Genomic DNA, 26,193 nt, shown 5'->3' on the forward strand with positions numbered 1-26,193 from the left:
GACCGACTCGCATTCCCCTCAGCGGCGCGGCAGGCGCACCACGGAGACGAAGAAGTCGTCGATCTGGCGGACCACCTCGATGAAGCGCTCGAAGTCGACGGGCTTGGTGACGTAGGCGTTGGCGTGGAGGTTGTAGCTGCGCATGATGTCCTCCTCCGCGTCCGAGGTGGTGAGGACGACCACGGGCACCCGGCGCAGGTCCGGGTCCTCCTTGAGCTCGGCGAGGACCTCGCGGCCGTCCATCCGCGGCAGGTTGAGGTCGAGGAGGATGAGGTCCGGCGTGGGGGCACCGGCGTGCGCGCCCTCCTTGCGCAGGTACGCCATCGCGGACTCCCCGTCGCTCACCACCGTGAGGCGGTTGGCCACCTTGTAGTCCGCGAACGCCTCCTGCGTCATGAGGACGTCCCCCGGGTCGTCCTCGACGAGGAGGACCTCGACCATCTCCTGGCTCACTGTGCCTCCGGTGCTCGGGCTGGTGCGGCCCCGTCGGCCGCAGGGGCATTCTCGCCGACGCCGGGGCGCTCGGTCGCCCGGGCCGGCGCCACGGGCAGGGTCCACCGCACGACGGTCCCGTGCTCGCCGTCGTCGCGGGGGACGATGGCGATGGTGCCCCCGTGCATCTCGACGATCCGCTTGCACAGCGCCAGGCCGATGCCGGTGCCGCCGTAGGCCTCCTTGGCGTGCAGCCGCTGGAAGATGACGAACACCCGCTCCGCGTGCCGGGGCTCGATGCCGATGCCGTTGTCGCGGCACTCGAAGACCCACTCCTCGCCCACCCGCTCGACGGCGATGTGCACCCGGGGCACCCTTTCGGGGTCGCGGAACTTCAGGGCATTGCCCACGAGGTTCTGCAGGAGCTGGGTGAGCGCCACGGCGTGGCCGCTCACCTCGGGCAGGGGGTCGGCACTCACCTCGGCGCCCGAGGTCTCCACCGACGCCGCGACGTTCGCCAGCGCGTCCCGCAGGCACGCGTCGAGCTCGACGACGGCGTCGGGCTCCCCGGTCCGACCCACGCGGGAGAAGGTGAGCAGGTCCTGGATGAGGCGCTGCATCCGCTTGGCGCCGTCGACGGCGAACTCGATGTACTGGTCCGCGCGCTCGTCGAGCTGCCCGCCGTAGCGGCGCTGGAGCAGCTGGGTGAAGGAGGCGACCTTGCGCAACGGCTCCTGCAGGTCGTGCGAGGCGACGTAGGCGAACTGCTCGAGGTCGCGGTTCGAGGCCTCGAGCTCGGCGCGGGCCTGGCGGGACGCCTCGAGCTCGGCGACCAGGCGGCCGCGCATCTGCTCGACGTCGCGGCCCAGCGAGACGACCTCCTGGGGGCCGTGGCCCTCCACGTGCTGGGTGAGGTCGCCGTCGGCGACGGCGCGGCTCGCGGAGGCGAGGCGGGCGAGCGGCTCGGTGACCCAGGACCGCAGGAAGAGCCAGAGCCCGGTGCCCACGGCGAGCGCTGCCACCACCGCCGCGACGACCGATCCCACGAGTACCGACCGCCAGCTGGCCAGGCTGTCGGCGGCGTCCGCGCGGTAGTCGAGCAGCGCGTCCATGGCGGTCTCCAGGCCGAGGCGGACCTCGGCGAACAGCTCCCGGCCCGGCCCGCGGCTCTCGGCGTAGTCGGGGTCCGGGCCCTCGGCCGCCGCGCGCGCCACGGCCGGCGCAGCGTACTCGCGGTCCCACGCCTCGATGGCCTCGACGAGCCGCGCGACGGCCGCCTCCGTGGCGGCGTCGCCGGACAGGACGGCGGTCGAGGCCTCGAGGTCCTCGACCACCTGGGGCACGTCGAGGGCCTCGTACGCCATGAGCGTGCTCTCGTCGGCGGTGACGGCATACGCCCGCACGGCCGCCTCGGCGTCGACGAGGTCCGCGTGGGCCTCCTCCAGCCCGACCACGGAGGCGAAGAGCACCCCGGTGACCTGGTCCTGCTCCCGGCTCACCTGCGCGAGGGCGACGGCGGCGACCGCGAGGACCAGCCCCAGGACGAGACCGGCCGCGACGAGGGCGTTGCGGACCCGGGTGCGCAGGGTCCACGCGTGCGTGGCGCTCATGCCGGGGGCCGCAGGACGAGCAGCGCGAGGTGGTCGTCCGGCGCGCCGTAGCGCCCGGCCACCCGGACGACGGCGTCGGCGAGCCCGGCGTCGTCCGCGGCCTGCCCGCTCGCCTGGAGGAGGACCTGGCGCAGGCGGTCCTCGCCGAGCGGCTCCCCGCCGTCGCGGCGGGCCGACGTCAGCCCCTCGGAGAAGAGCAGGAGCCGCTCGCCGTCGGCGAGGTGGAGCTCGGCGGGCACCCACGTGTCGCCACCGGCGCCGAGGGCCGGACCGTTCGTCGCGGAGACCGGGCGGACGCCGTCGGGGCCCACGACGAGCGGGGCCGGGTGGGCCGCGAGCCAGACCCGGGCGTGGTGGCCGTCGAGGGCCGCGACGACGGCGGACGCGGCGAGGCCGGTCTGCCCCCGCTCGGTCCGCAGGACCCGCTCCAGGCCCTGGAGGACCTCCTCGGGGGCGAGGTCGGCGAGCGCCAGGGCCCGCCAGGCGATCCGCAGGCAGGCGCCGAGCGCCGCCGCGTCCGGCCCGTCGCCGGCGACGTTCCCGACGAGGGCGAGGACGCTGCCGTCCGGGCGCTGCACGGCGTCATAGACGTCACTGCCGAGCACCCCGGCGTCGCCGACCCGGTCGCGGACGGTGACGTGCACGTCGCCCTGCGGCAGGGACGGCGCGGCGAGGAGGTTCCGCTCGAGGCGGGAGGTCTGCTCCGCCCGGCGGCGCGTCGCCTCGTGGACGGCGCGCTCCTGCTCGGCCCGGCGCCGCTCGACGGCGTAACGCACGGCCCGCCCGAGGAGCTCGCCGTCGACGGTGCCCTTGACGAGGTAGTCCTGCGCGCCGGCGGCCACCGCCTGGACCCCCCGCGCGGCGTCGTCGAGACCGGTGAGGACCACGAGGGCGGCGTCGGAGACCTCACGCAGCCGCACGAGCGCGTCGAGGCCGCTCGCGTCCGGCAGGCCGAGGTCGAGGAGCACGCAGTCCACGGGCACCGCCAGCGCGTCCAGCGCGGCCTCGAGGCTCCAGGCCCGGGTGAGGTCCGGGCGGAGGTCGGCCTCGGCGAGGAGCTCCTCCACGAGGAAGGCGTCACCGTCGTCGTCCTCGACGAGGAGGATGTGGAGCGCCTCGGCCGCGGGGGCCGGGGTCGCCCGAACGGCGTGATCGTGCACGGAGATGTCCCTTCGTCGGGCGTCATCGTACGGCCCGGGCACTGGCGATCTGCGTCGCGCCCGCGGTCAGCGATAATGGTTCGCCGAGCCGGCACGGCCGGGGAGACGGAGGCACGGGTGGACCTCACCCAGACGCAGGAGCGGTCGAGCGGACCGGCATGGGCCGACGACCAGGCCTTCGTCGCGCGCGCCTACGCCCGCCTCGACGAGCTGCGCACCGACTACCGCCAGCGCCTCGCCGAGGTCCGCCGGGCCGGGCCGTCCGGCTCCCCGCAGAACCGCTCCGAGCGGGACGCGTTCGCCGCGCACTACGAGGACACCCTCGCGCGCCTGGACCAGGTGGAGAACCGGCTCGTCTTCGGCCGCCTCGACCTCACCGACACGACCCGGCGGTACATCGGGCGCATCGGCCTCGCCGACGCCGAGCACACCTCCCTGCTCATCGACTGGCGGGCGCCCGCGGCACAGCCCTTCTACCAGGCCACGGCGGCCCACCCGGGCGACGTCGTCCGCCGCCGCCACCTCATGACGCGCGAACGGCACGTGGTCGGCGCCGAGGACGAGCTCCTCGACACCGCCGCGGCCGACCTGCCCGAGGGCCTCACCGGCGAGGGCGCGCTCTTCGCCGCCATGGCCGCCGCGCGCGAGGGCCGGATGAGCGACATCGTCGCCACCATCCAGGCGGAGCAGGACCGCGTCATCCGCGCGCCGCGCGAGGGCGTCCTCGTCGTCCAGGGTGGGCCGGGCACCGGCAAGACCGCCGTCGCCCTGCACCGGGCGGCCTACCTGCTCTACACTTACCGCGAGCGCCTCGAGCGCTCGGGCGTGCTCCTCGTCGGGCCCAGCCGGGTGTTCCTGCGCTACATCGAGCAGGTCCTGCCCTCCCTCGGCGAGACCGACGTCGTCGCGACGACCATGGGCGAGCTGCTCGCCGACGTCCCGGCCACCGGCACGGAGCCGGAGGCGGCCGCCGAGGTCAAGGGCCGGGCGGTGATGGCGGAGGTGCTGCGCCGGGCCGTGCGGGCCCTGCCGCGCCCGCTCGCCGGCCCGGTGGTGCTCGACGTCGACGGCGAGCACCTCGTCCTCGAGCCCGACGACGTCCGCCGCGCGCAGGAGCGCGCCCGGCGCACCGGCAAGCCGCACAACGTGGCCCGCAAGACCTACGCCAACGCCGCGCTCGACGCCCTCGTGCGGCGCTGGGCCCAGGAGAAGGGGCTCGACGAGGCGGCCGAGCGGGACTACCTGCGGGCCTCCGTCCGGGAGTCCGTCGACGCGCGCCGCGAGATCAACCTGTGCTGGATGCCGACGTCGCCGCAGACCCTGCTGCGCCGGCTGTACTCCGACCCGGCGCTCCTCGCCCGCCACGCGCCCATGCTCACCGCGGCGGAGCGGGCCGCCCTGCGGCGCGACCCGGACGCCGCCCTCACCCCCGCCGATCTGCCCCTCCTCGACGAGCTCGCCCATCTCCTCGGTGAGCTCGAGCGGCCCGAGGCCGAGCGAGCCCGCCGCGCCCGGGCCGCCGAGCGCGCCGCCGAGGTGGCCTACGCCGAGCACGCCATCGCCGCCGACGGCCTGGGCGCCGGCATGGTCGACGCTGCCACGCTCGCCGGGCGCTTCACCGAGCGCGGGCCGCGCCTCACCACCGCCGAGCGGGCGGTCGGGGACCGCGAGTGGACCTTCGGGCACATCGTCGTCGACGAGGCCCAGGAGCTCTCCCCCATGGCGTGGCGCGCGCTCCTGCGGCGCTGCCCGACGCGCTCGATGACCCTCGTCGGCGACCTCGACCAGCGCTCGGGGCACACCCGCGCCTCCTCGTGGTCGGACGTCCTCGGGGACGCGGCCCGGGAGAACGTCCGCGAGGAGGTGCTCACCATCAACTACCGCACCCCCGCCAGCGTCATGGACTCGGCGGCCGCCGTGCTGCGCGCCCGGGGCGGCGCCCACGCCGTCCCGGCCCGCTCCGCCCGGGACGTCCCGGACGCCCTGCGCACCACCCGCCTCGCCGCGCCGGGCGACCTCGACGGCCTCGTGCACGTCGTCAGCGACGAGCTCGCCGCCCTCGACGCGGGGCGACTGGCCGTCATCACCGCGCCCGGGCGGACCGCCGACGTCCACGCCGCGCTTGCCGACCGGGTGCCCGACGTCGCCGGCCCCGGCACGGACCCGCTCACCGCGCGGGCGCTCGTCCTCGACCCGGTGGCCGCCAAGGGGCTGGAGTTCGACGTCGTCGTCCTCCTCGAGCCCGAGGAGATCGGCGCGACCGGCCCCGGGGACCTCTACGTCGCCATGACCCGCCCGACGAAGCGGCTGCACGTCGTCCACAGCGCCGACCTGCCGCCGGGGCTGGTCCAGCCCGAGTGAGCGAATCCCGCCGCGCCCCCGGCGGGGGGCACAATGTCCCCGTGCGCGCCCTCCTCCTCGAGAACCCCCACCCCAACGCCGACGCCGCCCTGAGCGCGCTCGGCCTCGACGTCGTCCGGCACGCCGGCGCGATGGACGAGGACGAGCTCATCGCCGCGCTCGAGGACGTGCAGGTGCTCGGCATCCGGTCGAAGACCCAGGTGAGCGCGCGCGTCCTGGCGGCCGCGCCGCAGCTGCTCGCCATCGGGGCCTTCTGCATCGGCACCAACCAGATCGACCTGGCGGCGGCGGCCCGGGAGGGCATCGCCGTCTTCAACGCCCCGTTCTCCAACACCCGGTCCGTCGTCGAGCTGGCGGTCGCGGAGATCATCGCCCTCAACCGCCGCCTCACCGAGCGGGACAGCGCCCTGCACGCCGGGGTGTGGGAGAAGTCCGCGGCCGGGGCCCACGAGGTGCGCGGGCGGACCCTCGGCATCGTCGGGTACGGCAACATCGGCACGCAGCTGTCCGTCGTCGCCGAGGCCCTCGGCATGCGGGTGGTCTTCTTCGACAACGCGGAGAAGCTCGCCCTCGGCAACGCCCAGCGGATGCCCAGCCTCGACGCGCTGCTCGAGGTCGCCGACGTCGTCACCCTGCACGTGGACGGCCGCGCGGGCAACGCCGGGATGTTCGGCCGCGAGCAGTTCGAGCGGATGCGTCCCGGGGCAATCTTCCTCAACCTCTCGCGCGGGTTCCTCGTCGACTACGCCGCCCTGCGCGACCACGTGCGCTCCGGGCACGTGGCGGGCGCCGCCGTCGACGTCTTCCCCGACGAGCCCAAGCGCAACGGCGACCCGTTCGACTCCGAGCTGCGGACGCTGCCCAACGTCATCCTCACGCCGCACGTGGGCGGGTCCACCGAGGAGGCGCAGGAGGGCATCGGCTCGTTCGTCTCGCACAAGCTCGCCCGCTACCTCGCCGACGGGACGACGACGATGAGCGTCAACGTGCCCTCCCTCGTCCTCGAGCCGGCCGCCCAGGCCCGCTACCGGGTGAGCTACCTGCACCGCAACACCCCCGGCGTGCTCGCCCTGGTCAACCAGACCTTCGCCGAGCACGGCGCGAACATCGAGGGCCAGATCCTCGGGACCCGCGGGGAGATCGGCTACGTCATCACCGACATCGGCACCTCCCTGCCGGACGAGGCGATCGCCGCCCTCAGCGAGGTGGAGGACACCATCCGGCTGCGGGTGCTCCCCGCGACCTGAGGGCGCCGCGGCGCCGGCGAAGGGCGCCGCCGGGAGGCCCCGCGGCGCGCGCCGCCCGACCCGCGCGGCGGTAGCGTGCCAGGCATGACCTATGTCGCTGCGGATGACCGCTACTCCTCCATGACCTACCGCCGCTGCGGGCGCAGCGGCCTCGACCTGCCCGCCATCGCCCTGGGCCTGTGGCAGAACTTCGGCGCCGCGAACGCCCCTGAGACGCAGCAGGCGATCGTCCTGCGCGCGTTCGACCGGGGGGTCACCCACATCGACCTCGCGAACAACTACGGCCCCCCGCCCGGGGCGGCCGAGGAGTTCTTCGGACGACTGCTCGCCCGCGAGCTCGCGCCGTACCGCGACGAGCTCGTCGTCTCGACGAAGGCCGGGTACGAGATGTGGCCCGGCCCCTACGGCGACGGCGGCTCCCGCAAGTACCTGCTCGCCTCCCTCGACGCGTCACTGGCGCGGATGGGCCTGGACTACGTCGACATCTTCTACAGCCACCGCGACGACCCGACGACGCCGCTCGAGGAGACCCTCGGGGCGCTCAAGACCGCCGTCGACTCCGGGCGGGCCCTGTACGCCGGAATCTCCTCCTACTCCGCCGTGCGGGTGGCGCAGGCCCTCGAGGTGGCGGCCGAGATCGGCCTGCGGCTCACCGTCCACCAGCCCTCCTACTCCATGCTCAACCGCTGGATCGAGTCCGGGGAGCCGAGCGCGCTGGACGTCACCCACGACGGCGGGATGGGCAACGTCGTCTTCTCCCCCCTCGCGCAGGGCATGCTCACCGACAAGTACCTCGACGGGATCCCCGAGGACTCGCGCGCGGCCCGCGGCGGGTCGCTGCGCCGGGAGTTCCTCAACGAGGCCACCCTCGGCCACGTCCGCGCGCTGCACACCCTCGCCGGTGAGCGTGGGCAGACCCTGGCGCAGATGGCGCTGGCGTGGGTGCTGCGCGACGAGCGCGTCACCACCGCGCTCATCGGCGCCTCCAGCGTGGCCCAGCTCGACGACTCCCTCGATGCCCTGGGGAACCTCGCCTTCAGCGACGAGGAGCTGCGGCGCATCGACGCCGACGCCGTCGAGGCCGGCATCAACATCTGGTAGGGCCGAGCCCGTCCGGGTGGACCCGTCGCGGTGCGCGACGGGTCCACCGGGGCGGTTCGTCCGTAGGGGTCCGGCGGACATAACCTACGCATGCGTAGTTTTCGCTGACCGGCGGTCCGTCCCCACGGCCCGCACGAGGAGGACACCATGGACCGTGCCCCGAACCGCTACGACGCGGGCCGTGCCTTCTACGCGCCGGGCGTGCCGGCCGAGATCGACGTCGACGAGCGTGACGTCGGAGCCCTGCTGGACGACGCCGCCCGCCGGTACCCCGACCGGGTCGCCCTCGACTTCCTCGGCGCGAGCACGACCTACGCCGCCCTCGAGCAGGAGGTGGCACGAGCCGCGGGGCTCCTCCAGGACGCCGGCGTGCGGGCCGGGGACCGCGTCGCCCTCGTCCTGCCCAACTGCCCCCAGCACGTCGTCGCGTTCTACGCCGTGCTCCGCCTCGGTGCCGTGGTGGCCGAGCACAACCCGCTCGCCCCGGCCGAGGAGGTCCAGGCCCAGCTCGCCCGGCACGGTGCGCGCGTCGTCGTCGCCTGGGAGAAGGCCCTGCCGCTGGTCTGCCCGGACGGCGACCTCGGCGGGCGCACCGTCTACGCCGTCGACCTCACCGCCGCCCTGCCCCGCTCCTCCCGCCTCCTCCTGCGCCTGCCCCTGCCCGCCGCGCGGCGCCAGCGCGACGCCATGCGCGGCCCGGTCCCCGCGGGCGTGCGCTCCTGGGACCGCGGCGTGCGTGCCGCGCGGCCCGTCGACGGCCCCCGCCCGGCGCCCGGGGACCTCGCCGTGCTCCTCCACACGGGCGGGACCACCGGGACGCCGAAGGCCGTGGCTCTCACCCACCGCAACCTCATGGCCAACGCCACGCAGGGGCAGGCGTGGGTGAGCGGCCTCGAGGAGGGCAAGGAGACGTTCTACGCCGTCCTGCCCTTCTTCCACGCCTTCGGCCTCACCCTGTGCCTCACCTTCGCCGTGCGGATGGGGGCCACGCAGGTGGTGCTCCCCCGGTTCGACGTCGACATGACGCTCGCCGCCATGCGCCGCCGCCCCGCGACCTTCCTGCCGGGGGTCCCGCCGATCTTCGACAAGCTGGCCCGCGCGGCCGAGGAGCGCGGCGCAGACCTGCGCACCATCCGGTACTCCATCTCCGGCGCCATGGCCCTGGACCCCGAGGTCGCCGCGCGCTGGGAGCGGGTCACCGGCGGGCTCATCGTCGAGGGCTACGGCATGACCGAGAGCTCACCCGTTGCCCTGGGAAGCCCCCTGAGCCCGGACCGCCGGCCCGGCACGCTGGGCATCCCCTTCCCCTCGACGCAGATCCGGGTCGTCGACCCCGAGAACCCCGACGTCGACGTCGAGCCCGGCTCCCCGGGCGAGCTGCTCATCCGTGGGCCGCAGGTGTTCTCCGGGTACTACGGCGAGCCCGAGGAGAGTGCCGCGGTCCTCCTGCCCGGCGGCTGGCTGCGCACGGGCGACATCGTCACCGTCGACGAGGACGGCTTCGTCACTCTCGCCGACCGCATTAAGGAGCTCATCATCTCCGGCGGGTTCAACATCTACCCCTCCCAGGTGGAGGACGCGGTGCGCCTCATGCCCGGGGTCGCCGACGTCGCGGTGGTGGGCGTTCCCGGCGGGGCGGGCGGCGACCGGGTGGTGGCGGCCCTCGTCCTCGAGGCGGGCGCCCAGGTGGACCTCGCCGCCGTGCGGCACTGGTGCGAGGGGCGGCTCTCGCGCTACGCGGTCCCCCGCCAGGTCGCCGTGCTCGCGGAGCTGCCGCGCAGCCAGCTCGGCAAGGTGCTGCGGCGCACCGTCCGCGAGCAGCTCATGGAGCGGGGCTCGCGCAAGTCGTGACGGCGCCGTCGGTGGCGGCGGCTTCCCCTCCGCCGCCACCGACGGCCGTCAGCGGACCGGGCCGGTTCCTGCGCCCTGGTCGTCCCCCACGGTAGCGGAGGCGCCCTGCGCGCGGGCGGCTTCGGCCTCGCGCAGGGTACGGATAGCCGCCTCGAAGTCCTCGAGCGAGGAGAAGGCGGAGTAGACGCTGGCGAAGCGCAGGTAGGCGACCTCGTCGAGCTCGCGCAGGGGCCCGAGGATGGCGAGGCCGACCTCCTGGGAGTCGATCTGCGCGGCGCCGCTGGCTCGCACGGCCTCCTCGACCTGCTGGGCGAGAAGCGCGAGGTCGTCGTCGGAGACGGGCCGGCCCTGGCAGGCCTTGCGCACCCCCGAGACGACCTTCTCGCGGCTGAACGGCTCGACGACGCCGGACCGCTTGACCACCGACAGGCTCGACGTCTCCAGCGTGGAGAACCGCCGCCCGCACTCCGGGCACTGGCGACGGCGGCGGATGGCGGACCCGTCGTCGGCGGTCCGGGAGTCGATGACCCGGGTGTCCTCGTGCCGGCAGAAGGGGCAGTGCATCCCCGAACCGTACCGTGCGGGCGAGGCCCGGCCGGCGCGCACCCCGGCTCAGCGCGCGGGGACGAGGATCTGCTGCCCGGCGCGCAGGTCGCCCGACGGCAGCCCGTTGAGGGCCACGAGCTGGTCGACGAGGTCCCGGACGTCCTGACCCGGTGCCGCCACCACGCTCGCGATCTCCCACAGGGTGTCGCCCGAGCCGACGGTGACGCGCTCGGTGGCCACCACGGCGGCGTCCGCCCCGAGCTGACCGGCCCACGCACCGACGAGCACCGCCGCCATGGTGGCGAGGACGAACGCGCCCACGGCGAGCACGGCGCGGCCGCGGGCGGTGAGCCGCAGGTGCCCCGTCGGCGCGACGGCCCGCGAGGGGGGCGCGGCAGCGACCGCCACGGCCGGGTGGGCCACGGGCGGCCGAGCCACGGCCGGGCGGGCCACGCCCGGGCGAGCAGGTGCGGGGTGGCCGGGAGCAAGGCGGACCGGAGCGGGGCGGGGCACCGGGACGAACCCGGGGCCGACCAGCTCGAGGCGCGGCCGGGGCGCGCTCCGGCGGACCGGCAGAACGGTCGGCAGTGCGGTGACGGCACTCATGGTTCCTCCTGATCGAACGTATGTACGTCGAACGTCTGTGCGAAAGAGTAGCGCCGACCCCTCGTCCTGTCGACACGCCGTCGAACAGATGTTTGATCGCCGGTCCTGCGGCTCCTACCCTGTCCCTACGAACACCATCACCGACCACTGACATCGAGCGGCGAGGAGCCCCCCGTGAGCGCATCCGAGGACCATCCCGAGGCGGGCGCCTCGGTGCACGAGCTCCCCGAGCCCCGGCCGCAGGCGGGGGCGCTGACCGCCCGCCAGCGGCTCGTCCTCGAGACGATCCGTCGGTGCGTGGCCGAGCGGGGCTACCCGCCCACGATGCGCGAGATCGGCGAGGCGGTCGGGCTGACCAGCCCCTCCTCGGTCAAGCACCAGCTCACGGTCCTCGAGCGCAAGGGCTACCTGCGTCGGGACCCGCACCGCCCCCGGGCGATCGAGATCGTCGGCCTGGACGAGACCCCGGAGCCGGACGCGGCCCACGTCGGCCTCGACTCCCCGGCCACCGCGCTCGTGCCGGTGGTCGGCCGGATCGCCGCGGGCGGGCCGATCCTCGCCGAGCAGGCCGTCGAGGACGTCTTCGCGCTGCCGCGCCGGCTCGTCGGCGACGGCGAGCTCTTCCTCCTGCGCGTGGCGGGCGAGTCGATGGTCGACGCCGCCATCTGCGACGGGGACTGGGTGGTGGTGCGCCGTCAGCCCGTCGCCGAGAACGGCGAGATCGTCGCCGCCATGATCGACGGCGAGGCCACGGTCAAGACGCTGCGCCGCCAGGACGGGCAGGTCTGGCTCATGCCGGCCAACCCGGCGTACTCCCCCATCCCGGGCGAGAACGCCCAGGTGCTCGGGCGCGTCGTCTCCGTCCTGCGCAGCCTCTGACGCCGTGCCGGGTGGCGGCCCCCGGGCCGCCCCCGGAGCCGCGGGGGCGCGGCGCGGCTAGAAGCCGAGCCCGCGCAGGACCTCGCGGATGCGGTCGGCGCTGGCCCGCAGGCCGGTGAGCTCGGCCGGCGTCATCGGCGGGACGAGCTTCTCCCCCGCGCCGTCGGCCCCCACGACGGTGGGCACCGACAGGCACACGTCGGAGATGCCGACGTAGTCCTCGATGAGGGTCGAGACGCTGAGCACGCGGTTCTCGTCGCGCAGGACCGCCTCGATGATGCTCACCCCGGCCAGCGCGACCGCGTAGTTCGTCGCGCCCTTGCCGGCGATCACCGTGTAGGCCGCCTCGACCACCTCCGTGGCGATCGCCTCCCGCGAGGCCGCGTCGAGGAGCGGCGCGTGGGTGGTGCTCCAGTCGAGGAGCGGGACCGCGCCGATCATCGCCGAGCTCCACAACGGGATCTCGGAGTCGCCGTGCTCGCCGACGACGTACGCGTGGACGTTCTGGGCGGCCAGGCCGCTCTCCTCCGCGAGGCGGTAGCGCAGGCGCGAGGTGTCCAGGACGGTGCCCGAGCCGAACAGCTGGTTGGGGGGCAGGCCGGAGATGGCCAGCGCCGCCCGGGTGACGACGTCCACCGGGTTGGTCACCATGACGTACACGGCGTCCGGGGCGACGGCGGTCACCTGCGGGATGATCGTCCGCATGAGGCCGACGGTGCTCTCGGCGAGGTCGAGGCGGGTCTGGCCCGGCTTCTGCTTGGCCCCGGCGGTGACGACGACGACGTCGGCGCCGCGGCACACCTCGATGTCGTCCGAGCCCTCGATCTGGGCGGGCGGCATGAACTGGACGCCGTGGACGAGATCGAGCGCCTCGGCCCGGACCTTGGCCGTGTTGATGTCGTAGAGCGCCACGTGCCGCGCGGTCCCCCGCATGAGCGTCGCGAAGGCCATGGTGGCCCCCACGGAGCCCGCTCCGATGATGGCGACCTTGCTCGTCCGCGCTGCCCGCATGGCTGGGCCCCTCTCCTCGGCTGCTCGTGGCCAGCCTAGGCGGTGGCCGTCCTCCCCGCCGGGCGGGAGGTCCCCGTCGCGAGGCGGCGCAGCGCGTCGCGCGCCAGGGTGCCGTCGGTGGTCTGCCACATCGGCGGCATCGACCGGGTGAGGAAGGTGCCGTAGCGCGCCGTCGCCAGGCGCGGGTCGAGGACGGCGACGACGCCCCGGTCCGACATCGTGCGCACGAGGCGCCCCGCGCCCTGGGCGAGGAGCAGCGCGGCGTGCGAGGCGGCGACGGCCATGAAGCCGTTGCCGCCGGCCGCCGCGGCCGCCTCGGAACGTGCCGACCGGACCGGGTCGTCCGGACGCGGGAAGGGGATCCGGTCGATGAGGACGAGGCGGCACGTGGGCCCGGGGACGTCCACCCCCTGCCACAGCGACAGGGTCCCCATGAGGCAGGTCGCCTCGTCCTCGGCGAACCGTCGCACGAGGGTGGGCAGCTGGTCGTCCCCCTGGCACAGCACGGGCACGTCGAGCTCGCTGCGCAGGAGGTCCGCCGCCTCCTCGGCCGCCCGGCGCGAGGAGAACAGGCCGAGGGTCGCCCCGCCGGCAGCCCGGACCAGCCCGAGGACCTCCTCCAGCGCCTGCGCGCTGGTGCCGTCCCGGCCCGGCGGCGGCAGGTGCCGGGCGATGTAGAGGATGCCCTGGCGGCGGTAGTCGAAGGGCGAGCCGACGTCGAGGGCGCGCCAGGGCCGGCCGTCGTCGGCGTCCGCACCGTCCGCCGACGCCGACGCCGACGCCGGCGCCGCCGCCGCCGGGGCGGGCCGGGTGGGCCGGCCCGCGCCGGGCACGTCGGGCGTGCGGTCGTCGCCGCGCTCCCGGCCGACGAGGGTGGCGCCGAGCGTGCGCGCCATGGCGTCGAAGGTCCCGCCGAGGGCGAGGGTCGCGGAGGTGAGGACGGCGGCGCGCCCGCTGAGCAGGTGGTCGGCGATGGGCGCGGAGACGTCGAGCGGGGCCAGGTGGAGCCGCGGGGCGTCCAGGCCGGTGCGGCCGCGCTCGCACCACAGGACGTCGCGGCGCTGGGCGATCCGGTCGCTGAGCAGGCGCTCGGTCACCTCGGTGAGCGTGAGGACGGCGGCCCGGGCCATGAGCCGGCCGCCCGCCTCGGCCTCGCCCGTGCCCCGCAGGGCGGTGAGCGCCTCGCGGGCGGCGGCGTCGACGAGGGTGACGGCGTCGGCCAGGCCGGCGGGCAGGCCGTCGCGCAGCCGGCCGTCAGGCACGGTCTCCAGGCGGGTCCGCAGCACCGTCGCGGCCTGCTCGAGGTCCACGCCCAGCGCCCCGTGGCGGCGCGCGAGCCGGGCGGTGCGCTCGACGACGGTGGCGGACAGCTCGAGGGTGGACTGGGCGGTCACCCGCTCGGCGAGCTCGTGCGCCTCGTCGACGACGAGGACGTCGTGCTCGGGCAGGACGTTGGGCGAGCCCGCGGCCGCGATCCCCAGCATCGCGTGGTTGGTGATGACGACGTCGGCCTCGCGGGCGGCCTGGCGCGCCGCCTCGGGGAAGCACTCGGCGAGCATGGGGCACGCGGTGCCGAGGCACTCGAGCTTGCTCACGCTCACCTGGCGCCAGGCCCGCTCGCTCACGCCCGGGACGAGGTCGTCCCGGTCGCCGGTGTCCGTCTCCTCCGCCCACTCCCGCACGCGCAGGATCTGCTCCCCCAGGGTCGACGCCGCCCGGGCGGTCCGCTGCGGGTCGGGGGTGGTGGCGTCCGCGGGGAACAGGCCCGGCTCGTCGTCCGCGGGGTACCCGCCGCCGAGCTTGTGCTTGCACACGTAGTTCTGCCAGCCCTTGAGGACGGCGGCCTGGGGGCGCAGGCCCGTGCGCTCGGCGACGACGTCGGCGACGAGGGGGACGTCGTGGACGAGGACCTGGCGCTGGAGGGCGAGCGTGGCCGTGGAGATGACGGCCCGCTGCCCCTTCTCGACGGCGTGGGCGAGGACCGGCACGAGATAGGCGAGGGACTTGCCCGTCCCGGTCCCGGCCTGGACGAGGAGCGGGGCGGGCTCCGCGAGGACCTCGCTGATGGCGCGCGCCATCGCCTCCTGGCCCGGCCGCCGGGCGCCGCCGATGCGGGCGACGGCGGCGTCGAGGAGGGCGGTGGTCCGGTCGGGGCCGCTCACGCCCCGGGCTGCGCGGCGCTGAGCTCGGCGGCCAGGGTCGCGTCGACCCGGGCGCGCAGGCGCGTGCCGTCGCCGGTGTGCTCGGTGCCGAGGATCTCCCCCGTCGAGTGCGCGCGGGAGAGGAGGTCGCCCCGGGAGTAGGGCACGACGACGTCGACGTCCACCTCGGGGCGCGGCAGCAGGTCGGCGACGCGCTGGCGCAGCTCCCCCATCCCGGCTCCGGTGCGCGCGGAGACCACCACGGCGTCCGGGTAGCGCGTCCGCAGGCGGGTGAGCGCCTCGGGGGCAGCGAGGTCGGCCTTGTTGAGGACGATGACCTCGGGCACCTCGAGCGCGTGCGGGATGTCGGCGAGGACCGCCCGCACCGCGCTCACCTGCCCCTCCGGGTCGGGGTGGGCGGCGTCGACGACGTGGAGCAGGAGGTCCGCCTCGGCCACCTCCTCGAGCGTGGAGCGGAAGGCCTCGACGAGCTCGTGGGGCAGGGACCGCACGAAGCCGACCGTGTCGGTGAGGGTGTACAGGCGCCCGTCCGGGGTCTCGGCCTTGCGCACCGTGGGGTCGAGGGTGGCGAACAGGGAGTTCTCCACGAGCACCCCGGCGCCGGTGAGCTGGTTGAGCAGCGAGGACTTGCCGGCGTTGGTGTACCCGGCGATGGCGACCGCGGGTACCCGCCCACGACGCCGCGAGGACCGCATCGTCTCCCGGGCGGGGGCCATCTCGGCGATCTGCCGGCGCAGGCGCGCCATCCGGGTCCGGATCCGGCGGCGGTCCAGCTCGATCTTCGTCTCACCGGGTCCGCGCGAGCCGATCCCGGCGCCACCGGCCACGCGGCCACCGGCCTGCCGGGACATCGACTCACCCCACCCGCGCAGGCGCGGGAGGAGGTACTCGAGCTGGGCGAGCTCGACCTGCGCCTTGCCCTCCCGGGACTTCGCGTGCTGGGCGAAGATGTCGAGGATGAGGGCGGTCCGGTCGACGACCTTGACCTTGACGACGTCCTCGAGGCCACGCCGCTGGGAGGGCGCGAGGTCGCCGTCGACGACGACGGTGTCCGCCCCGACGGAGGCGACGAGCTCGGCGAGCTCGGCGGCCTTGCCCGAGCCGAGGTAGGTGGCGGGGTCCGGGTTCACGCGGCGCTGGAGGAGCCCGTCGAGGACCTGCGAGCCCGCGGTCTCCGCGAGCGCGGCGAGCTCGCGCAGCGAGACGTCGGCCATCTCCGCGGAGCCGGTGGACCACAGCCCGACGAGGACGACCCGCTCGAGCCGCAACGCCCGGTACTCGACCTCGGTGACGTCCTCGAGCTCCGTCGACAGCCCGCCGACGCGGCGCAGGGCGGAGCGCTCCTCGCGCTCCAGCTGGTCGCCGTCCCGGTCGCTGCCGCCCGTGTCCTCCACCTGCAGCGCCGTCCCCGCTCGAGCGAGGATGCGGTCGACGACGTCCCGTGCGGCGTCCTGGGCGCTGGGCTCGGTGAGGCGGTCGTTCGTCATGGTGTCCTTGGTCTCGGGGAACGCGGCGGGGCCGCGCCGCGAGGGCGCCGACCACCGGGTTCCATCGTCCCACCGCGGCCGGGGGCGTGCGAGCGAATATCCCCACGGCGAAAGCGGCGGGGTACCTTGCCCCGGTGAGTTCGTCCGAGCACTACTTCTCCGCCCGTCCGGCCGGCGCCGAGCAGCGCCGCCAGATCGACGTCACCCTCCGCGGGCGGCGGGTGATGGTGAGCACGGCCCCCGGGGTGTTCTCCGGCGACCGCGTCGACCTCGGCACCCGGGTGCTCCTCGACGCCGTGCCCGAGCCGCCGGCCAGCGGCGAGCTCGCCGACGTGGGCTGCGGCTGGGGCCCCATCACCCTGGCGCTCGCGCAGGCGGCGCCCGGGGCGCGGGTGTGGGCCGCCGACGTCAACGAGCGCGCCGTCCAGCTCACCGCGGCCAACGCCGCCGCCCTCGGCCTGCGCAACGTCGAGGCGCTCACCGCCGACGCCGCCCTCGCCCGGCTCGACGCCGAGCACCTCCAGCTCGACGAGATCTGGTCCAACCCGCCGATCCGGATCGGCAAGGACGCCCTGCACGCGCTCCTGCGCACCTGGCTGGGCCGGCTCGCGCCGGGCGGGCGCGCCCACCTCGTCGTCCAGCGCAACCTCGGGGCCGACTCCCTGCACCGCTGGCTGGAGACCGAGCTGGGGATGCCCACGCAGCGGCTGGCCTCGGCGAAGGGCTACCGCGTGCTCACCGTGCGGCCGGCGGTCAGCGCAGACTGACGTCGGCGACGAGCACCGCCGGGCCGGTGAGCTCGACGCGGTCGCCGTCGACGACCCGCACCCGCACCTCGCCGCCGGGCACCAGCACCCGCCACGCGTCGGGCGCCCCGCGACCGGCCCACGCGCGGACGGCGAGGGCCGCCGCGCACGTGCCCGTCCCGCACGAGCGGGTCTCCCCCACCCCGCGCTCCTGGACGCGCATGCGCACGGTGCCGACGGCCTCCCCGTCGAGCACCTCCTCGCCCAGCGGCACGACGAGCTCGACGTTCGTGCCCGCCGGGGGGACCGGCTCGACGACGACGGCGGGGCCCAGGTCGGCGGCGTCGAGCTCGGCGACGTCGGGCAGGGCGACGACGGTGTGCGGGTTGGGCACGTCCACCCGCAGCCCCGCGCGGGCGCCGGCCAGGCCCGCGACGACGACGGCGACGTCGTAGCCCTGGTCGATGGCCGCCGCGCCCCCCGGCATGCGCCACGGCCCCATGTCGACGGTGTACTCCTCACCGGTGCGCCACACCCGCCGCACCCCCGAGCGGGTGCCCACCGCCACGGCGGCGCCCGGCTCGACGAGGCCCTCGCGCTCGAGGTAGGCGACGAAGACGCGGATGCCGTTGCCGCACATCTCCGCGACGCTGCCGTCGGCGTTGCGGTAGTCCATGAACCACTCCGCCGTGGAGTCCTCGGCGAGCACGTCCACGCCCTCGGGCAGCGCCCGGGACCGGACGGCGCGGATGAGCCCGTCGGCCCCGATGCCGGCGCGCCGGTCGCACAGCCCGGCGACGTCGGCGGCGTCGAGCACCAGTGCGCCGTCGGGGTCGGTGAGCAGGAGGAAGTCGTTCTCGGTGCCGTGCCCCTTGGTCAGGCGCAGGCCACGCAGGGCCGGGGTGGTCATCCCCCGAGCCTACGGCGCACCGACCGCCGCGAGCGCCCGCTGCGCGAGGTCCGGACCCGGTTCCAGCCAGGTGATGCGGGGGTCGCGGCGGAACCACTTCTCCTGCCGCCGGGCGAGCCGGCGGGTGGCCAGGGCGATGTCCGCCACCGCCTCCTCCACGCTCGCACGTCCCTCGAGCACGGCGACCGCCTGGGCGTAGCCCACCGCGCGGGAGGCGGTGCGCCCCCGGGCGAGCCCGCGCTCGAGGAGCGCGGCCGTCTCCTCGAGGAGCCCGTCGGCGAGCATCGCCCGCGTCCGGGCCTCGATCCGCACGTCCAGCTCGGGGCGGGGCACCGCCACACCGACCTGGGCGGCGGGCCGGTGGTAGGTGTGCGTGGGCATGGTGGCGGAGTAGGGCCGGCCGGTGAGGGCGATGACCTCCAGCGCCCGGATCACCCGGCGGGCGTTGGCCGGCCCGATGCGCGCCGCGGCGGCCGGGTCGGCCCGCGCGAGCTCGGCGTGGAGCAGGCCCGGCCCCTCCACCTCGGCGCGGCGCTCGAGCGCCGCGCGGACCTCCGGGTCGGTCCCGGGGAACTCCAGCTCGTCGAGCACCGCCCGGACGTACAGGCCCGAGCCGCCGACGAGGAGCGGGGTCCGTCCCCGCGCGGCGATGGCGGCGAGGTCCTCCCGCGCGTGCCGCTGGTAGGCGGCGACGGTCGCCTCCTGCGTGACGTCGAGGACGTCGAGCTGGTGGTGGGCGATCCCCCGGCGCTGCGCGGGCGGGAGCTTGGCGGTGCCGATGTCCATGCCGCGGTAGAGCTGCATGGCGTCGGCGTTGACCACCTCCGCGCCGGCGGGACCGCCGAGGAGCTCGGCGAGGTCGAGGGCGAGATCGGACTTGCCCGTCGCCGTCGGGCCGACGACGGCGAGGACGGCGCTCACGCCGGGCGGCGCAGCGAGGGCATCCCCAGGCCGACCCGTCCGGCGTCGGCCCCGGCGTGGGCGACGCCGGCGTGCTCCCCGCCGGCGGCGCGCCGCGCCCAGGCGTCCCCCGCCCGGGTGCGGCGCACCGCGAACGGGCCGCCGTCGAGGGCGGAGTCCGCCACGAGGTGGTGCGGGGCGCCGTGGGTGACCCGCGCGGTGACCATGTCCCCGGGCCGGGGGACGTCCGCGCCCGCCAGGCCGGGCGGGAGCGCCACGTGGACGAGCCGGTTGTCCGCGGCGCGCCCGGTCACCCGGGCGGTGGCACCGTCCTTGCGCCCCTCGCCGTCGGCGATGAGCACCTCGACCGTGCGGCCCTCCTGGCGGACGTTCTCGCTCAGGGAGATCCGTTCCTGGAGGGCGACGAGGCGCCGGTAGCGGTCGGCGACGACCTCCGGGGGCACCTGGTCCTCGAGGTCCGCGGCCGGGGTACCGGGGCGCGGGGAGTACTGGAACGTGAAGGCCGAGGCGAACCGGGACGCCTCGACGACCTCGAGCGTGGCGGCGAAGTCCTCCTCGGTCTCCCCCGGGAAGCCGACGATGATGTCGGTGCTGATCGCCGCGTCTGGGATGGCCGCGCGGACGCGGTCGAGGATCCCGAGGAACTTCGCCGAGCGGTAGCTGCGGCGCATGGCGCGCAGGACGCGGTCCGAGCCGGACTGCAGCGGCATGTGGAGCTGCGGCATGACGGTGGGCGTCGCGGCCATGGCCTCGATGACGTCGTCGGTGAAGGCCGCGGGGTGGGGGGAGGTGAACCGCAGCCGCTCGAGGCCCTCGACGGCGCCCGCGGCGCGCAGGAGCTGGGCGAAGGCCCCGCGCTCGCCGAAACCGACGCCGTAGGAGTTGACGTTCTGCCCCAGCAGAGTCACCTCGATGGCGCCCTGGCCGACGACGGCCTCGACCTCGGCGAGGACCTCGCCGGGGCGGCGGTCGCGCTCCTTGCCCCGCAGGTGGGGGACGATGCAGAAGGTGCACGTGTTGTTGCAACCCACCGAGATGGACACCCACGCGGCGTAGGCGGACTCGCGGCGCGTGGGCAGGGTCGAGGGGAAGACCTTGAGCGACTCCTCGATCTCCACCTGCGCCTGGGCGTTGTGCCGCGCGCGCTCGAGGAGGACCGGCAGGACGTCGAGGTTGTGCGTGCCGAGGACGACGTCGACCCACGGCGCCTTGGCGACGATGCCGTCGCGCATCTGCTGGGCGAGGCAGCCGCCGACGGCGATCTGCATCCCCGGCCGGGTCCGCTTGACGCTGGCGAGCTGGCCGAGGTTGCCGAAGAGCCGCGTGGCGGCGTTCTCCCGCACGGAGCAGGTGTTGATGACGACGACGTCCGCCCCCTCGGCGACGTCGTCCCCGCTCGCCGCGGCGCGCTCCGCCGCCCACGGCGCCTCGGCCACCGGGACGTAGCCCGCGGCGGTGAGCATGCCGGCGAGGCGCTCGGAGTCGTGGACGTTCATCTGGCACCCGAGGGTGCGCACGAGGTACGTCCGGGGGTGCTCGCCCGCCGGGGACGCGGCGGCGGGGGCGGAGGTGACAGGGTTCATCGTGCCTGCAGTCTACGAAACGCCGGGGTGCTGCGGCGCGGTCGGTCGTTGCCAGTCCGTTACGCGACCAATGGTGACCCATGACACATCGGCCGGTTAGGTTGACCCCATGACCGAGCCCGCACGCGCGACGACCGACGCCCTCGTGGAGATGAACGGCGTCAACAAGCACTTCGGCGACCTCCACGTCCTCAAGGACATCGACCTCACCGTCACGCGCGGCGAGGTCGTCGTCGTCATCGGGCCGTCGGGCTCCGGGAAGTCGACGCTGTGCCGGACGATCAACCGCCTCGAGCCCATCGACTCCGGGGAGATCCGGATCGACGGCGTCCCGCTGCCGGCCGAGGGCAAGGAGCTCGCGCGGCTGCGGGCGGAGGTGGGGATGGTGTTCCAGTCCTTCAACCTCTTCGCCCACAAGTCGGTCCTCGAGAACGTGTGCCTGGGGCCGGTGAAGGTCAAGGGCATCAAGCCCAAGGAGGCTCGCGAGCGCGCCATGGAGCTGCTCACGCGGGTGGGCGTGGCCGACCAGGCCGACAAGCTCCCCGCCCAGCTCTCCGGCGGCCAGCAGCAGCGGGTGGCGATCGCCCGCGCGCTCGCCATGGCCCCGAAGGTCATGCTCTTCGACGAGCCGACGTCCGCCCTCGACCCGGAGATGATCAACGAGGTGCTCGACGTCATGACGGCGCTCGCCCGGGACGGCATGACGATGATCGTCGTCACCCACGAGATGGGCTTCGCCCGGCGGGCTGCCGACCGGGTCGTCTTCATGGACGAGGGCCGCATCGTCGAGGAGGCGGTCCCCGAGGAGTTCTTCGGCAACCCCCGCACCGCCCGGGCCCAGGACTTCCTCTCCAAGCTGCTCAGCCACTGACGACCCATCGACCTAGGAGACGACATGCGCGCCACCCGACACCGCCTCGCCCCGCTCACCCTCACCCTGGCCGGGGCCCTCGCCCTGGGCGCCTGCGGCGGGGGCGGTGGCGGCGACGCCGAGACGTCCGCGGGATCCACCGAGGCCGGCGGGACCGGCGCCACCGGCGGCGGGGAGACCATCACCATCGGCATCAAGTTCGACCAGCCGGGCCTCGGGCTGCAGGAGGGCGCGAACTACACCGGCTTCGACGTCGCCGTCGCCACCCACGTCGCGGAGCAGCTGGGCTACGCGGCCGAGGACATCGAGTGGGTCGAGACCCCCTCCCCCCAGCGCGAGACGATGCTCCAGAACGGCCAGGTCGACATGATCTTCGCGACCTACTCCATCACCGATGCCCGCAAGGAGACGGTCGCCTTCGCCGGCCCGTACTTCGTCGCCGGCCAGGACCTCCTCGTCGCCGCCGACGACACCGAGATCACCGGCCCCGACACCCTCGACGGCAAGGTGCTCTGCTCCGTGGAGGGCTCCACCTCGGCCGAGCGCATCCGCGAGGAGTACTCCGAGGGGGTCGAGCTGTTCCCGACCGTCGGCTACTCCGAGTGCGTGGAGCTGCTCGCCGCGGGCTCCGTCGACGCCGTGACGACCGACGACATCATCCTCGCCGGCTACGCCTCCCAGCCCGCGTACGAGGGCCAGTTCAAGGTCGTCGGCAGCCCGTTCTCCGAGGAGTTCTACGGCGTCGGCCTCCCCCAGGACAACACCGTGTGCGAGGACGTCAACACGGCCATCACCGAGATGATCGAGGACGGCACGTGGGAGCGCCTCATCGCCGAGAACGTCGGCGAGAACTACACCCCCAACCCCGACCTCAACCCCCCGGACGTCGAGCCCTGCGCCTGACGCTGCCGGTGCGGGGGCGCCAGGGTGCCCCCGCACCTGCTCGACGGCGGGGTGCCCCGCCACGGATGAACGGAAGGTGACGGGGTGATCGACTACCTCACGGGGTTCGGCGAGGTCTTCGGGGAGTACCGGTACGACGTGCTCTCAGGCTTCCTCGCCACCCTGCAGCTCACGCTGTACGCGGCCGTCGGCTCGTTGGTCCTGGGGACCGTGCTGGCCCTCATGCGCGTCGGCCCGGCGCCGAGCCTGCGCGCGGCCGGTGCGGCCTACGTCAACGTCGTGCGGAACACCCCGCTCACCGTCGTCATCGTCTTCTGCTCGCTGGGGCTCTGGGGCCAGCTCGACGTCGTCCTCGCCAACCAGAGCGTGCCGGGGTACATCGCCACCAACAGCTTCCGCCTCGCCGTGCTCGGCCTGTCCGTCTACACCGCGGCGTTCGTCTGCGAGGCGCTGCGCAGCGGAGTCAACACCGTGCCCCGCGGCCAGGCGGAGGCCGCGCGGGCGGTCGGGCTCGGGTTCCTGGCGACCATGCGCCTGGTCATCCTCCCCCAGGCGGCCCGGGGTGCCATTGCCCCGCTGGGCAACACGCTCATCGCGCTGACGAAGAACACCACGGTGGCGCAGGCTGCCGGCGTGGTCCAGGCGTCGTCGGTGATGAACACGATGATCGAGTTCCGCCCCGACTTCATCGTCGCGATCTTCCTGCTCTTCGCACTCGGCTTCGTGGCCATCGTCCTGCCCATGGGCCTGGCGACGACCGCGCTGTCGCGGCGGCTGGCGGTGGCACGATGAGCGCCGACACGGCCCTGTACGACGTCCTCGGCCCCCGGGGCCGGCGGCGCATCCGCGTCGTCAACATCGTCGGCGCCGTCGTCGTCCTCGCCGTCGCGGCGTGGGTGGTGTGGGCCCTGGCGGGCAAGGGCCAGCTCACGGCGGCCAAGTGGTCCCCGTTCCTCACCGCCGACGTGTGGGAGTTCTACCTCCTGCCCGGCCTGCGGGTGACGTTCACGGCGGCGTTCTGGGGGATCCTCGGCGCGATCACGTTCGGGCTGCTCTTCGGGCTGGGCCGGCTCGCCACGTTCGGCCCGCTGCGCTGGGCGTGCGCGGCGGTCGTGGAGTTCTTCCGGGCCGTCCCCGTGCTCATCATGATGATCTTCCTGTACTTCGCCCTGTCACGGTCGGGGATCATCGCCCCCGGGGACGCGCCGCTGTACGCGGTGATCATCGCGCTCGCCCTGTACAACGGCTCGGTGATCGCGGAGCTCGTCCGCTCGGGGGTGCACAGCCTGCCGTCCGGCCAGCGGGAGGCAGCGCGCGCGCTCGGCCTGCGCCACGGCCAGTCGCTGTGGTCCGTCGAGCTGCCGCAGGCGCTCATCGCGATGCTGCCGTCCCTGCTCAGCCAGCTCGTCGTCATCCTCAAGGACACGGCGCTGGGCTACATCATCACCTCGCCCGAGCTGCTGCGGCAGGCCCGGCTGGTGGGGAGCTCCTACGCCAACCTGCTCCCCGCGCTCATCGTCGCTGCGGCCATCTTCATCGTGGTGAACTTCGCGCTCACGTGGGTCGCGGGGCGTCTCGCCCGCCGGCTCTCGAGCCGCACGGCCGGGCGCACGGCCCCCCAGCACGGCGGGGACGCCGAGGGGCGGGCCGAGCCGGTTGCCGCCGCACCGGTCGGCACGCGACGGTGAGCGGGGCGCGCGCGGGCGGGGTGCCCGCCGCACGTCCTGCGAGCACTCCGCCGGCTCAGGCGCCGCCGTCGTCCTCGGCCTGCGCGGCGTCGTCCTCGGCGGCGAGCTCGGCGTCGACGACCCGCATGGCCAGGCCCGGCGGGTAGCCCTTGCGGGCGAGCATGCCCCCCAGGCGCCGCCGCCGCCGGTCGCGCTCGAGGCCGCGCGTGGCGGGGGCGCGCCGGGCCACGAGGGCGCGGGCGGAGGCCTCCTCGTCCTCGTCGTCGACCTGCTCGAGGGCCACCTCCGCGACCTCCCCGGTGATGCCCTTGGCGCGCAGCTCCGCCACGAGGGCGCGCCGGGCGAGGCCCCGCTCGGCGTGCCGGGTGCGCACGAGCATCTCGGCGTAGGCGGCGTCGTCGAGCAGGCCGACCTCCTCGAACCGGTCGAGGAGGGCGGCGGCCACGTCCTCGGCGACCCCACGGTCGGCGAGCTTGGTGGCGAGCTGGGCGCGGCTGCGCGGAGCGGCCGCCAGGAGGCGCAGCGCGACGGTGCGCGCGACCTCCGTGGCGTCCGGCTCCGCGTCCAGGCCCGCCGCCCCGTGCGCCGGCGGCTCAGGCGCGCGGCGGGGGCGCCCCATGCTCAGAACCCGACCGGGGCCTCGGGGACCTCGTCCGGCGTGGCGCCGATGCCGAGCTTGTCGAGGATCTTCTTCTCGATCTCCTCGGCGAGCTCGGGGTTGTCCCGCAGGAAGCCGCGCGAGTTCTCCTTGCCCTGGCCGAGCTGGTCGCCCTCGTAGGTGTACCAGGCGCCCGACTTGCGGACGATGCCGTGCTCGACGCCGAGGTCGAGGAGGCCGCCCTCGCGGGAGATGCCCTGGCCGTAGACGATGTCGAACTCGGCCTGCTTGAAGGGCGGGGCCATCTTGTTCTTGACGATCTTCGCGCGCGTCCGGTTGCCGACCGCCTCGCCACCCTCCTTGAGGGTCTCGATGCGGCGGACGTCGATGCGGATGGAGGCGTAGAACTTCAGCGCCTTGCCGCCCGTGGTGGTCTCCGGGGAGCCGAAGAACACGCCGATCTTCTCGCGCAGCTGGTTGATGAAGATGGCCGTCGTGCCCGAGGACGAGAGGGCGCCGGTGATCTTGCGCAGCGCCTGGGACATGAGCCGGGCCTGGAGGCCGACGTGGGAGTCGCCCATCTCGCCCTCGATCTCCGCCTTGGGCACGAGCGCGGCGACGGAGTCGATGACGACGATGTCGATCGCGCCGGAGCGGATGAGCATGTCCATGATCTCCAGGGCCTGCTCGCCGGTGTCCGGCTGGGAGACGAGGAGCGCGTCGGTGTCGACGCCGAGCCGCTTGGCGTACTCCGGGTCGAGGGCGTGCTCCGCGTCGATGAACGCCGCGATGCCCCCCGCCCGCTGGGCGTTGGCCACGGCGTGCAGGGCGACGGTCGTCTTGCCGGAGGACTCCGGGCCATAGATCTCGACGACGCGGCCACGCGGGAGGCCGCCGATGCCGAGCGCGACGTCGAGCGCGACGGAGCCGGTGGGGATGACCGCCACCGGCGGGCGGGTGTCGTCCCCCAGCCGCATGATCGACCCCTTGCCGAACTGGCGGTCGATCTGGCTGAGGGCGGCCTCGAGGGCCTTGCTGCGGTCTGCTACGGGAGCGGCCATGGTTCTCACCTTCACGGTCTGCGGCCAGCTGCTCGTGCAGCTCGCCCGGGCGGTCTGGGGCAGGTCTGTCCAGGGTCCGCCCTCTCCGGGCGGCTACCTGAGGGGAGGCTATGTCCGACCACCGACATCCGGTCCGGCGCATCCCTCACCTGTGGATGCCCGCTGCCGTCCTTCCCCTGGCACGAGCCTAGCCGAACACCCGTTCGACGCGGGCGACACGCCGTCAGCGGCGTGGCGTCCTGTCCACCTGGCCGCGGTGGCGCCAGCGCGCCGCCTCGCTCAGCTCCATCTCGGTGCACATGGCGTCCCAGACCCGCTGGGGGTCCTCCCCCTCGCGCACCGCCCGGGCGGCGCTGCGACCCGACAGCCCGGGCAGGACGAGGTCCTCGGCCAGCGAGCGGCCGTACGCCGGGCCGAAGGTCTCGTCGACCACCTGCCAGAACTCCGAGTGCTTCACCC

At 74.9% G+C, this 26,193-nt stretch carries 24 protein-coding genes; 10 read left to right on the forward strand and 14 right to left on the reverse strand.

The window, feature by feature from the left end:
* Positions 1–18: 18 nt before the first annotated feature.
* From EBO36_RS10080 to EBO36_RS10090, 3 genes are read right to left on the reverse strand one after another with little or no spacing between them, the layout of a single operon-like run.
* Positions 19–441 (reverse strand): response regulator, encoded by a 423-nt coding sequence (locus EBO36_RS10080; RefSeq protein ID WP_122825602.1) that lies wholly within the window; start codon positions 439–441, stop codon positions 19–21.
* A gap of 8 nt (positions 442–449) precedes the next feature.
* Positions 450–2,042, reverse strand: coding sequence for a sensor histidine kinase (locus EBO36_RS10085; RefSeq protein ID WP_122824490.1), 1,593 nt, complete (start codon positions 2,040–2,042; stop codon positions 450–452).
* A complete protein-coding gene (locus EBO36_RS10090; RefSeq protein WP_164471431.1) occupies positions 2,039–3,202 on the reverse strand; it encodes a PP2C family protein-serine/threonine phosphatase in 1,164 nt (387 codons plus the stop codon). The genes EBO36_RS10085 and EBO36_RS10090 overlap by 4 nt, the downstream gene beginning before the upstream one ends.
* Before the next feature lie 117 nt (positions 3,203–3,319).
* On the opposite strand from EBO36_RS10090, the gene EBO36_RS10095 reads away from it, so the two are divergent.
* The 4 genes from EBO36_RS10095 to EBO36_RS10110 all read left to right on the forward strand — a co-directional run bounded on the left by EBO36_RS10095 (position 3,320) and on the right by EBO36_RS10110 (position 9,762).
* Positions 3,320–5,563: a HelD family protein gene (locus tag EBO36_RS10095; protein WP_244925263.1), complete on the forward strand. Its 2,244-nt coding sequence runs from the start codon at positions 3,320–3,322 to the stop codon at positions 5,561–5,563.
* 41 nt (positions 5,564–5,604) lie between these two features.
* A complete protein-coding gene (gene serA / locus EBO36_RS10100; protein ID WP_241236849.1) occupies positions 5,605–6,810 on the forward strand; it encodes a phosphoglycerate dehydrogenase in 1,206 nt (401 codons plus the stop codon).
* Positions 6,811–6,894: 84 nt separating this feature from the next.
* Entirely contained in the window at positions 6,895–7,911 is a 1,017-nt protein-coding gene (mgrA, locus tag EBO36_RS10105) for an L-glyceraldehyde 3-phosphate reductase (RefSeq protein WP_122824497.1), read from the forward strand.
* 147 nt (positions 7,912–8,058) lie between these two features.
* Positions 8,059–9,762, forward strand: coding sequence for an AMP-binding protein (locus EBO36_RS10110; protein ID WP_122824498.1), 1,704 nt, complete (start codon positions 8,059–8,061; stop codon positions 9,760–9,762).
* A gap of 48 nt (positions 9,763–9,810) precedes the next feature.
* On the opposite strand, the gene nrdR is transcribed toward EBO36_RS10110, so the two are convergent.
* Together nrdR and EBO36_RS10120 are read right to left on the reverse strand one after the other, a co-directional pair.
* The gene (gene nrdR, locus EBO36_RS10115; RefSeq protein ID WP_122824500.1) at positions 9,811–10,326 is read right to left on the reverse strand and encodes a transcriptional regulator NrdR; all 516 of its coding nucleotides are present in this window, start codon (positions 10,324–10,326) and stop codon (positions 9,811–9,813) included.
* A 48-nt stretch (positions 10,327–10,374) separates the two neighbouring features.
* Positions 10,375–10,914 (reverse strand): LysM peptidoglycan-binding domain-containing protein, encoded by a 540-nt coding sequence (locus tag EBO36_RS10120; protein WP_122824501.1) that lies wholly within the window; start codon positions 10,912–10,914, stop codon positions 10,375–10,377.
* 174 nt (positions 10,915–11,088) lie between these two features.
* Between EBO36_RS10120 and lexA the strand changes: the two genes are divergently transcribed.
* Positions 11,089–11,793, forward strand: a complete 705-nt coding sequence (lexA, locus tag EBO36_RS10125; RefSeq protein ID WP_187695811.1) for a transcriptional repressor LexA — start codon at positions 11,089–11,091, stop codon at positions 11,791–11,793.
* A gap of 57 nt (positions 11,794–11,850) precedes the next feature.
* Here the strand turns inward: lexA and EBO36_RS10130 are convergent, their stop codons facing one another.
* Genes EBO36_RS10130 through hflX form a run of 3 tightly spaced genes read right to left on the reverse strand, consistent with a single transcriptional unit; the run spans position 11,851 to position 16,453 of the window.
* The gene (locus EBO36_RS10130; RefSeq protein WP_122824504.1) at positions 11,851–12,804 is read right to left on the reverse strand and encodes an L-lactate dehydrogenase; all 954 of its coding nucleotides are present in this window, start codon (positions 12,802–12,804) and stop codon (positions 11,851–11,853) included.
* Positions 12,805–12,839: 35 nt separating this feature from the next.
* Positions 12,840–14,966: an ATP-dependent DNA helicase gene (locus EBO36_RS10135; protein ID WP_244925264.1), complete on the reverse strand. Its 2,127-nt coding sequence runs from the start codon at positions 14,964–14,966 to the stop codon at positions 12,840–12,842.
* Entirely contained in the window at positions 14,963–16,453 is a 1,491-nt protein-coding gene (hflX, locus tag EBO36_RS10140) for a GTPase HflX (RefSeq protein ID WP_122824505.1), read from the reverse strand. Before hflX ends, EBO36_RS10135 begins: the two co-directional genes overlap by 4 nt.
* A 134-nt stretch (positions 16,454–16,587) precedes the next feature.
* On the opposite strand from hflX, the gene EBO36_RS10145 reads away from it, so the two are divergent.
* Entirely contained in the window at positions 16,588–17,220 is a 633-nt protein-coding gene (locus tag EBO36_RS10145; RefSeq protein ID WP_241236851.1) for a class I SAM-dependent methyltransferase, read from the forward strand.
* Here EBO36_RS10145 and dapF read toward each other — a convergent pair.
* The 3 genes from dapF to miaB are packed head-to-tail and all read right to left on the reverse strand — an operon-like array spanning position 17,207 to position 20,613.
* The gene (dapF, locus tag EBO36_RS10150; RefSeq protein WP_122824506.1) at positions 17,207–18,109 is read right to left on the reverse strand and encodes a diaminopimelate epimerase; all 903 of its coding nucleotides are present in this window, start codon (positions 18,107–18,109) and stop codon (positions 17,207–17,209) included. The genes EBO36_RS10145 and dapF overlap by 14 nt on opposite strands.
* Positions 18,110–18,118: 9 nt before the next feature.
* Positions 18,119–19,030, reverse strand: a complete 912-nt coding sequence (gene miaA, locus EBO36_RS10155; RefSeq protein ID WP_122824509.1) for a tRNA (adenosine(37)-N6)-dimethylallyltransferase MiaA — start codon at positions 19,028–19,030, stop codon at positions 18,119–18,121.
* Positions 19,027–20,613: a tRNA (N6-isopentenyl adenosine(37)-C2)-methylthiotransferase MiaB gene (miaB, locus tag EBO36_RS10160; protein WP_122824510.1), complete on the reverse strand. Its 1,587-nt coding sequence runs from the start codon at positions 20,611–20,613 to the stop codon at positions 19,027–19,029. The genes miaA and miaB overlap by 4 nt, the downstream gene beginning before the upstream one ends.
* 109 nt (positions 20,614–20,722) lie before the next feature.
* On the opposite strand from miaB, the gene EBO36_RS10165 reads away from it, so the two are divergent.
* The 4 genes from EBO36_RS10165 to EBO36_RS10180 all read left to right on the forward strand — a co-directional run bounded on the left by EBO36_RS10165 (position 20,723) and on the right by EBO36_RS10180 (position 24,075).
* The gene (locus EBO36_RS10165; RefSeq protein WP_122824512.1) at positions 20,723–21,484 is read left to right on the forward strand and encodes an amino acid ABC transporter ATP-binding protein; all 762 of its coding nucleotides are present in this window, start codon (positions 20,723–20,725) and stop codon (positions 21,482–21,484) included.
* A 24-nt stretch (positions 21,485–21,508) separates the two neighbouring features.
* On the forward strand, positions 21,509–22,387 hold the full coding sequence (locus EBO36_RS10170) for a glutamate ABC transporter substrate-binding protein (protein WP_122824515.1): 879 nt from the start codon (positions 21,509–21,511) through the stop codon (positions 22,385–22,387).
* 84 nt (positions 22,388–22,471) lie between these two features.
* Positions 22,472–23,179, forward strand: a complete 708-nt coding sequence (locus tag EBO36_RS10175) for an amino acid ABC transporter permease (RefSeq protein ID WP_122824518.1) — start codon at positions 22,472–22,474, stop codon at positions 23,177–23,179.
* The gene (locus tag EBO36_RS10180; RefSeq protein WP_122824519.1) at positions 23,176–24,075 is read left to right on the forward strand and encodes an amino acid ABC transporter permease; all 900 of its coding nucleotides are present in this window, start codon (positions 23,176–23,178) and stop codon (positions 24,073–24,075) included. The genes EBO36_RS10175 and EBO36_RS10180 overlap by 4 nt, the downstream gene beginning before the upstream one ends.
* Positions 24,076–24,130: 55 nt before the next feature.
* On the opposite strand, the gene EBO36_RS10185 is transcribed toward EBO36_RS10180, so the two are convergent.
* The 3 genes from EBO36_RS10185 to EBO36_RS10195 all read right to left on the reverse strand — a co-directional run bounded on the left by EBO36_RS10185 (position 24,131) and on the right by EBO36_RS10195 (position 26,191).
* Positions 24,131–24,694 carry a regulatory protein RecX gene (locus EBO36_RS10185; protein WP_122824520.1) on the reverse strand — a complete coding sequence of 188 codons (564 nt, stop codon included), beginning with the start codon at positions 24,692–24,694 and terminating at the stop codon, positions 24,131–24,133.
* 2 nt (positions 24,695–24,696) lie between these two features.
* Entirely contained in the window at positions 24,697–25,734 is a 1,038-nt protein-coding gene (gene recA, locus EBO36_RS10190) for a recombinase RecA (RefSeq protein WP_122824521.1), read from the reverse strand.
* A gap of 223 nt (positions 25,735–25,957) precedes the next feature.
* Positions 25,958–26,191, reverse strand: coding sequence for a DUF3046 domain-containing protein (locus EBO36_RS10195; protein WP_122824522.1), 234 nt, complete (start codon positions 26,189–26,191; stop codon positions 25,958–25,960).
* Positions 26,192–26,193: the final 2 nt, after the last annotated feature.

Source organism: Georgenia faecalis (assembly GCF_003710105.1).
GTDB lineage: Bacteria > Actinomycetota > Actinomycetes > Actinomycetales > Actinomycetaceae > Georgenia_A > Georgenia_A faecalis.

Bases quoted from the DNA above. Each gene is read 5' to 3' on its own strand.
- EBO36_RS10180 (WP_122824519.1), top strand. From the start codon at position 23,176: ATGAGCGCCGACACGGCCCTGTACGACGTCCTCGGCCCCCGGGGCCGG.
- EBO36_RS10170 (WP_122824515.1), top strand. From the start codon at position 21,509: ATGCGCGCCACCCGACACCGCCTCGCCCCGCTCACCCTCACCCTGGCC.
- miaB (WP_122824510.1), bottom strand. From the start codon at position 20,613: ATGAACCCTGTCACCTCCGCCCCCGCCGCCGCGTCCCCGGCGGGCGAG.
- EBO36_RS10080 (WP_122825602.1), bottom strand. From the start codon at position 441: ATGGTCGAGGTCCTCCTCGTCGAGGACGACCCGGGGGACGTCCTCATG.
- EBO36_RS10120 (WP_122824501.1), bottom strand. From the start codon at position 10,914: ATGAGTGCCGTCACCGCACTGCCGACCGTTCTGCCGGTCCGCCGGAGC.
- EBO36_RS10185 (WP_122824520.1), bottom strand. From the start codon at position 24,694: ATGGGGCGCCCCCGCCGCGCGCCTGAGCCGCCGGCGCACGGGGCGGCG.
- recA (WP_122824521.1), bottom strand. From the start codon at position 25,734: ATGGCCGCTCCCGTAGCAGACCGCAGCAAGGCCCTCGAGGCCGCCCTC.
- hflX (WP_122824505.1), bottom strand. From the start codon at position 16,453: ATGACGAACGACCGCCTCACCGAGCCCAGCGCCCAGGACGCCGCACGG.
- nrdR (WP_122824500.1), bottom strand. From the start codon at position 10,326: ATGCACTGCCCCTTCTGCCGGCACGAGGACACCCGGGTCATCGACTCC.
- EBO36_RS10085 (WP_122824490.1), bottom strand. From the start codon at position 2,042: ATGAGCGCCACGCACGCGTGGACCCTGCGCACCCGGGTCCGCAACGCC.
- mgrA (WP_122824497.1), top strand. From the start codon at position 6,895: ATGACCTATGTCGCTGCGGATGACCGCTACTCCTCCATGACCTACCGC.
- dapF (WP_122824506.1), bottom strand. From the start codon at position 18,109: ATGACCACCCCGGCCCTGCGTGGCCTGCGCCTGACCAAGGGGCACGGC.
- EBO36_RS10130 (WP_122824504.1), bottom strand. From the start codon at position 12,804: ATGCGGGCAGCGCGGACGAGCAAGGTCGCCATCATCGGAGCGGGCTCC.
- EBO36_RS10165 (WP_122824512.1), top strand. From the start codon at position 20,723: ATGACCGAGCCCGCACGCGCGACGACCGACGCCCTCGTGGAGATGAAC.
- EBO36_RS10110 (WP_122824498.1), top strand. From the start codon at position 8,059: ATGGACCGTGCCCCGAACCGCTACGACGCGGGCCGTGCCTTCTACGCG.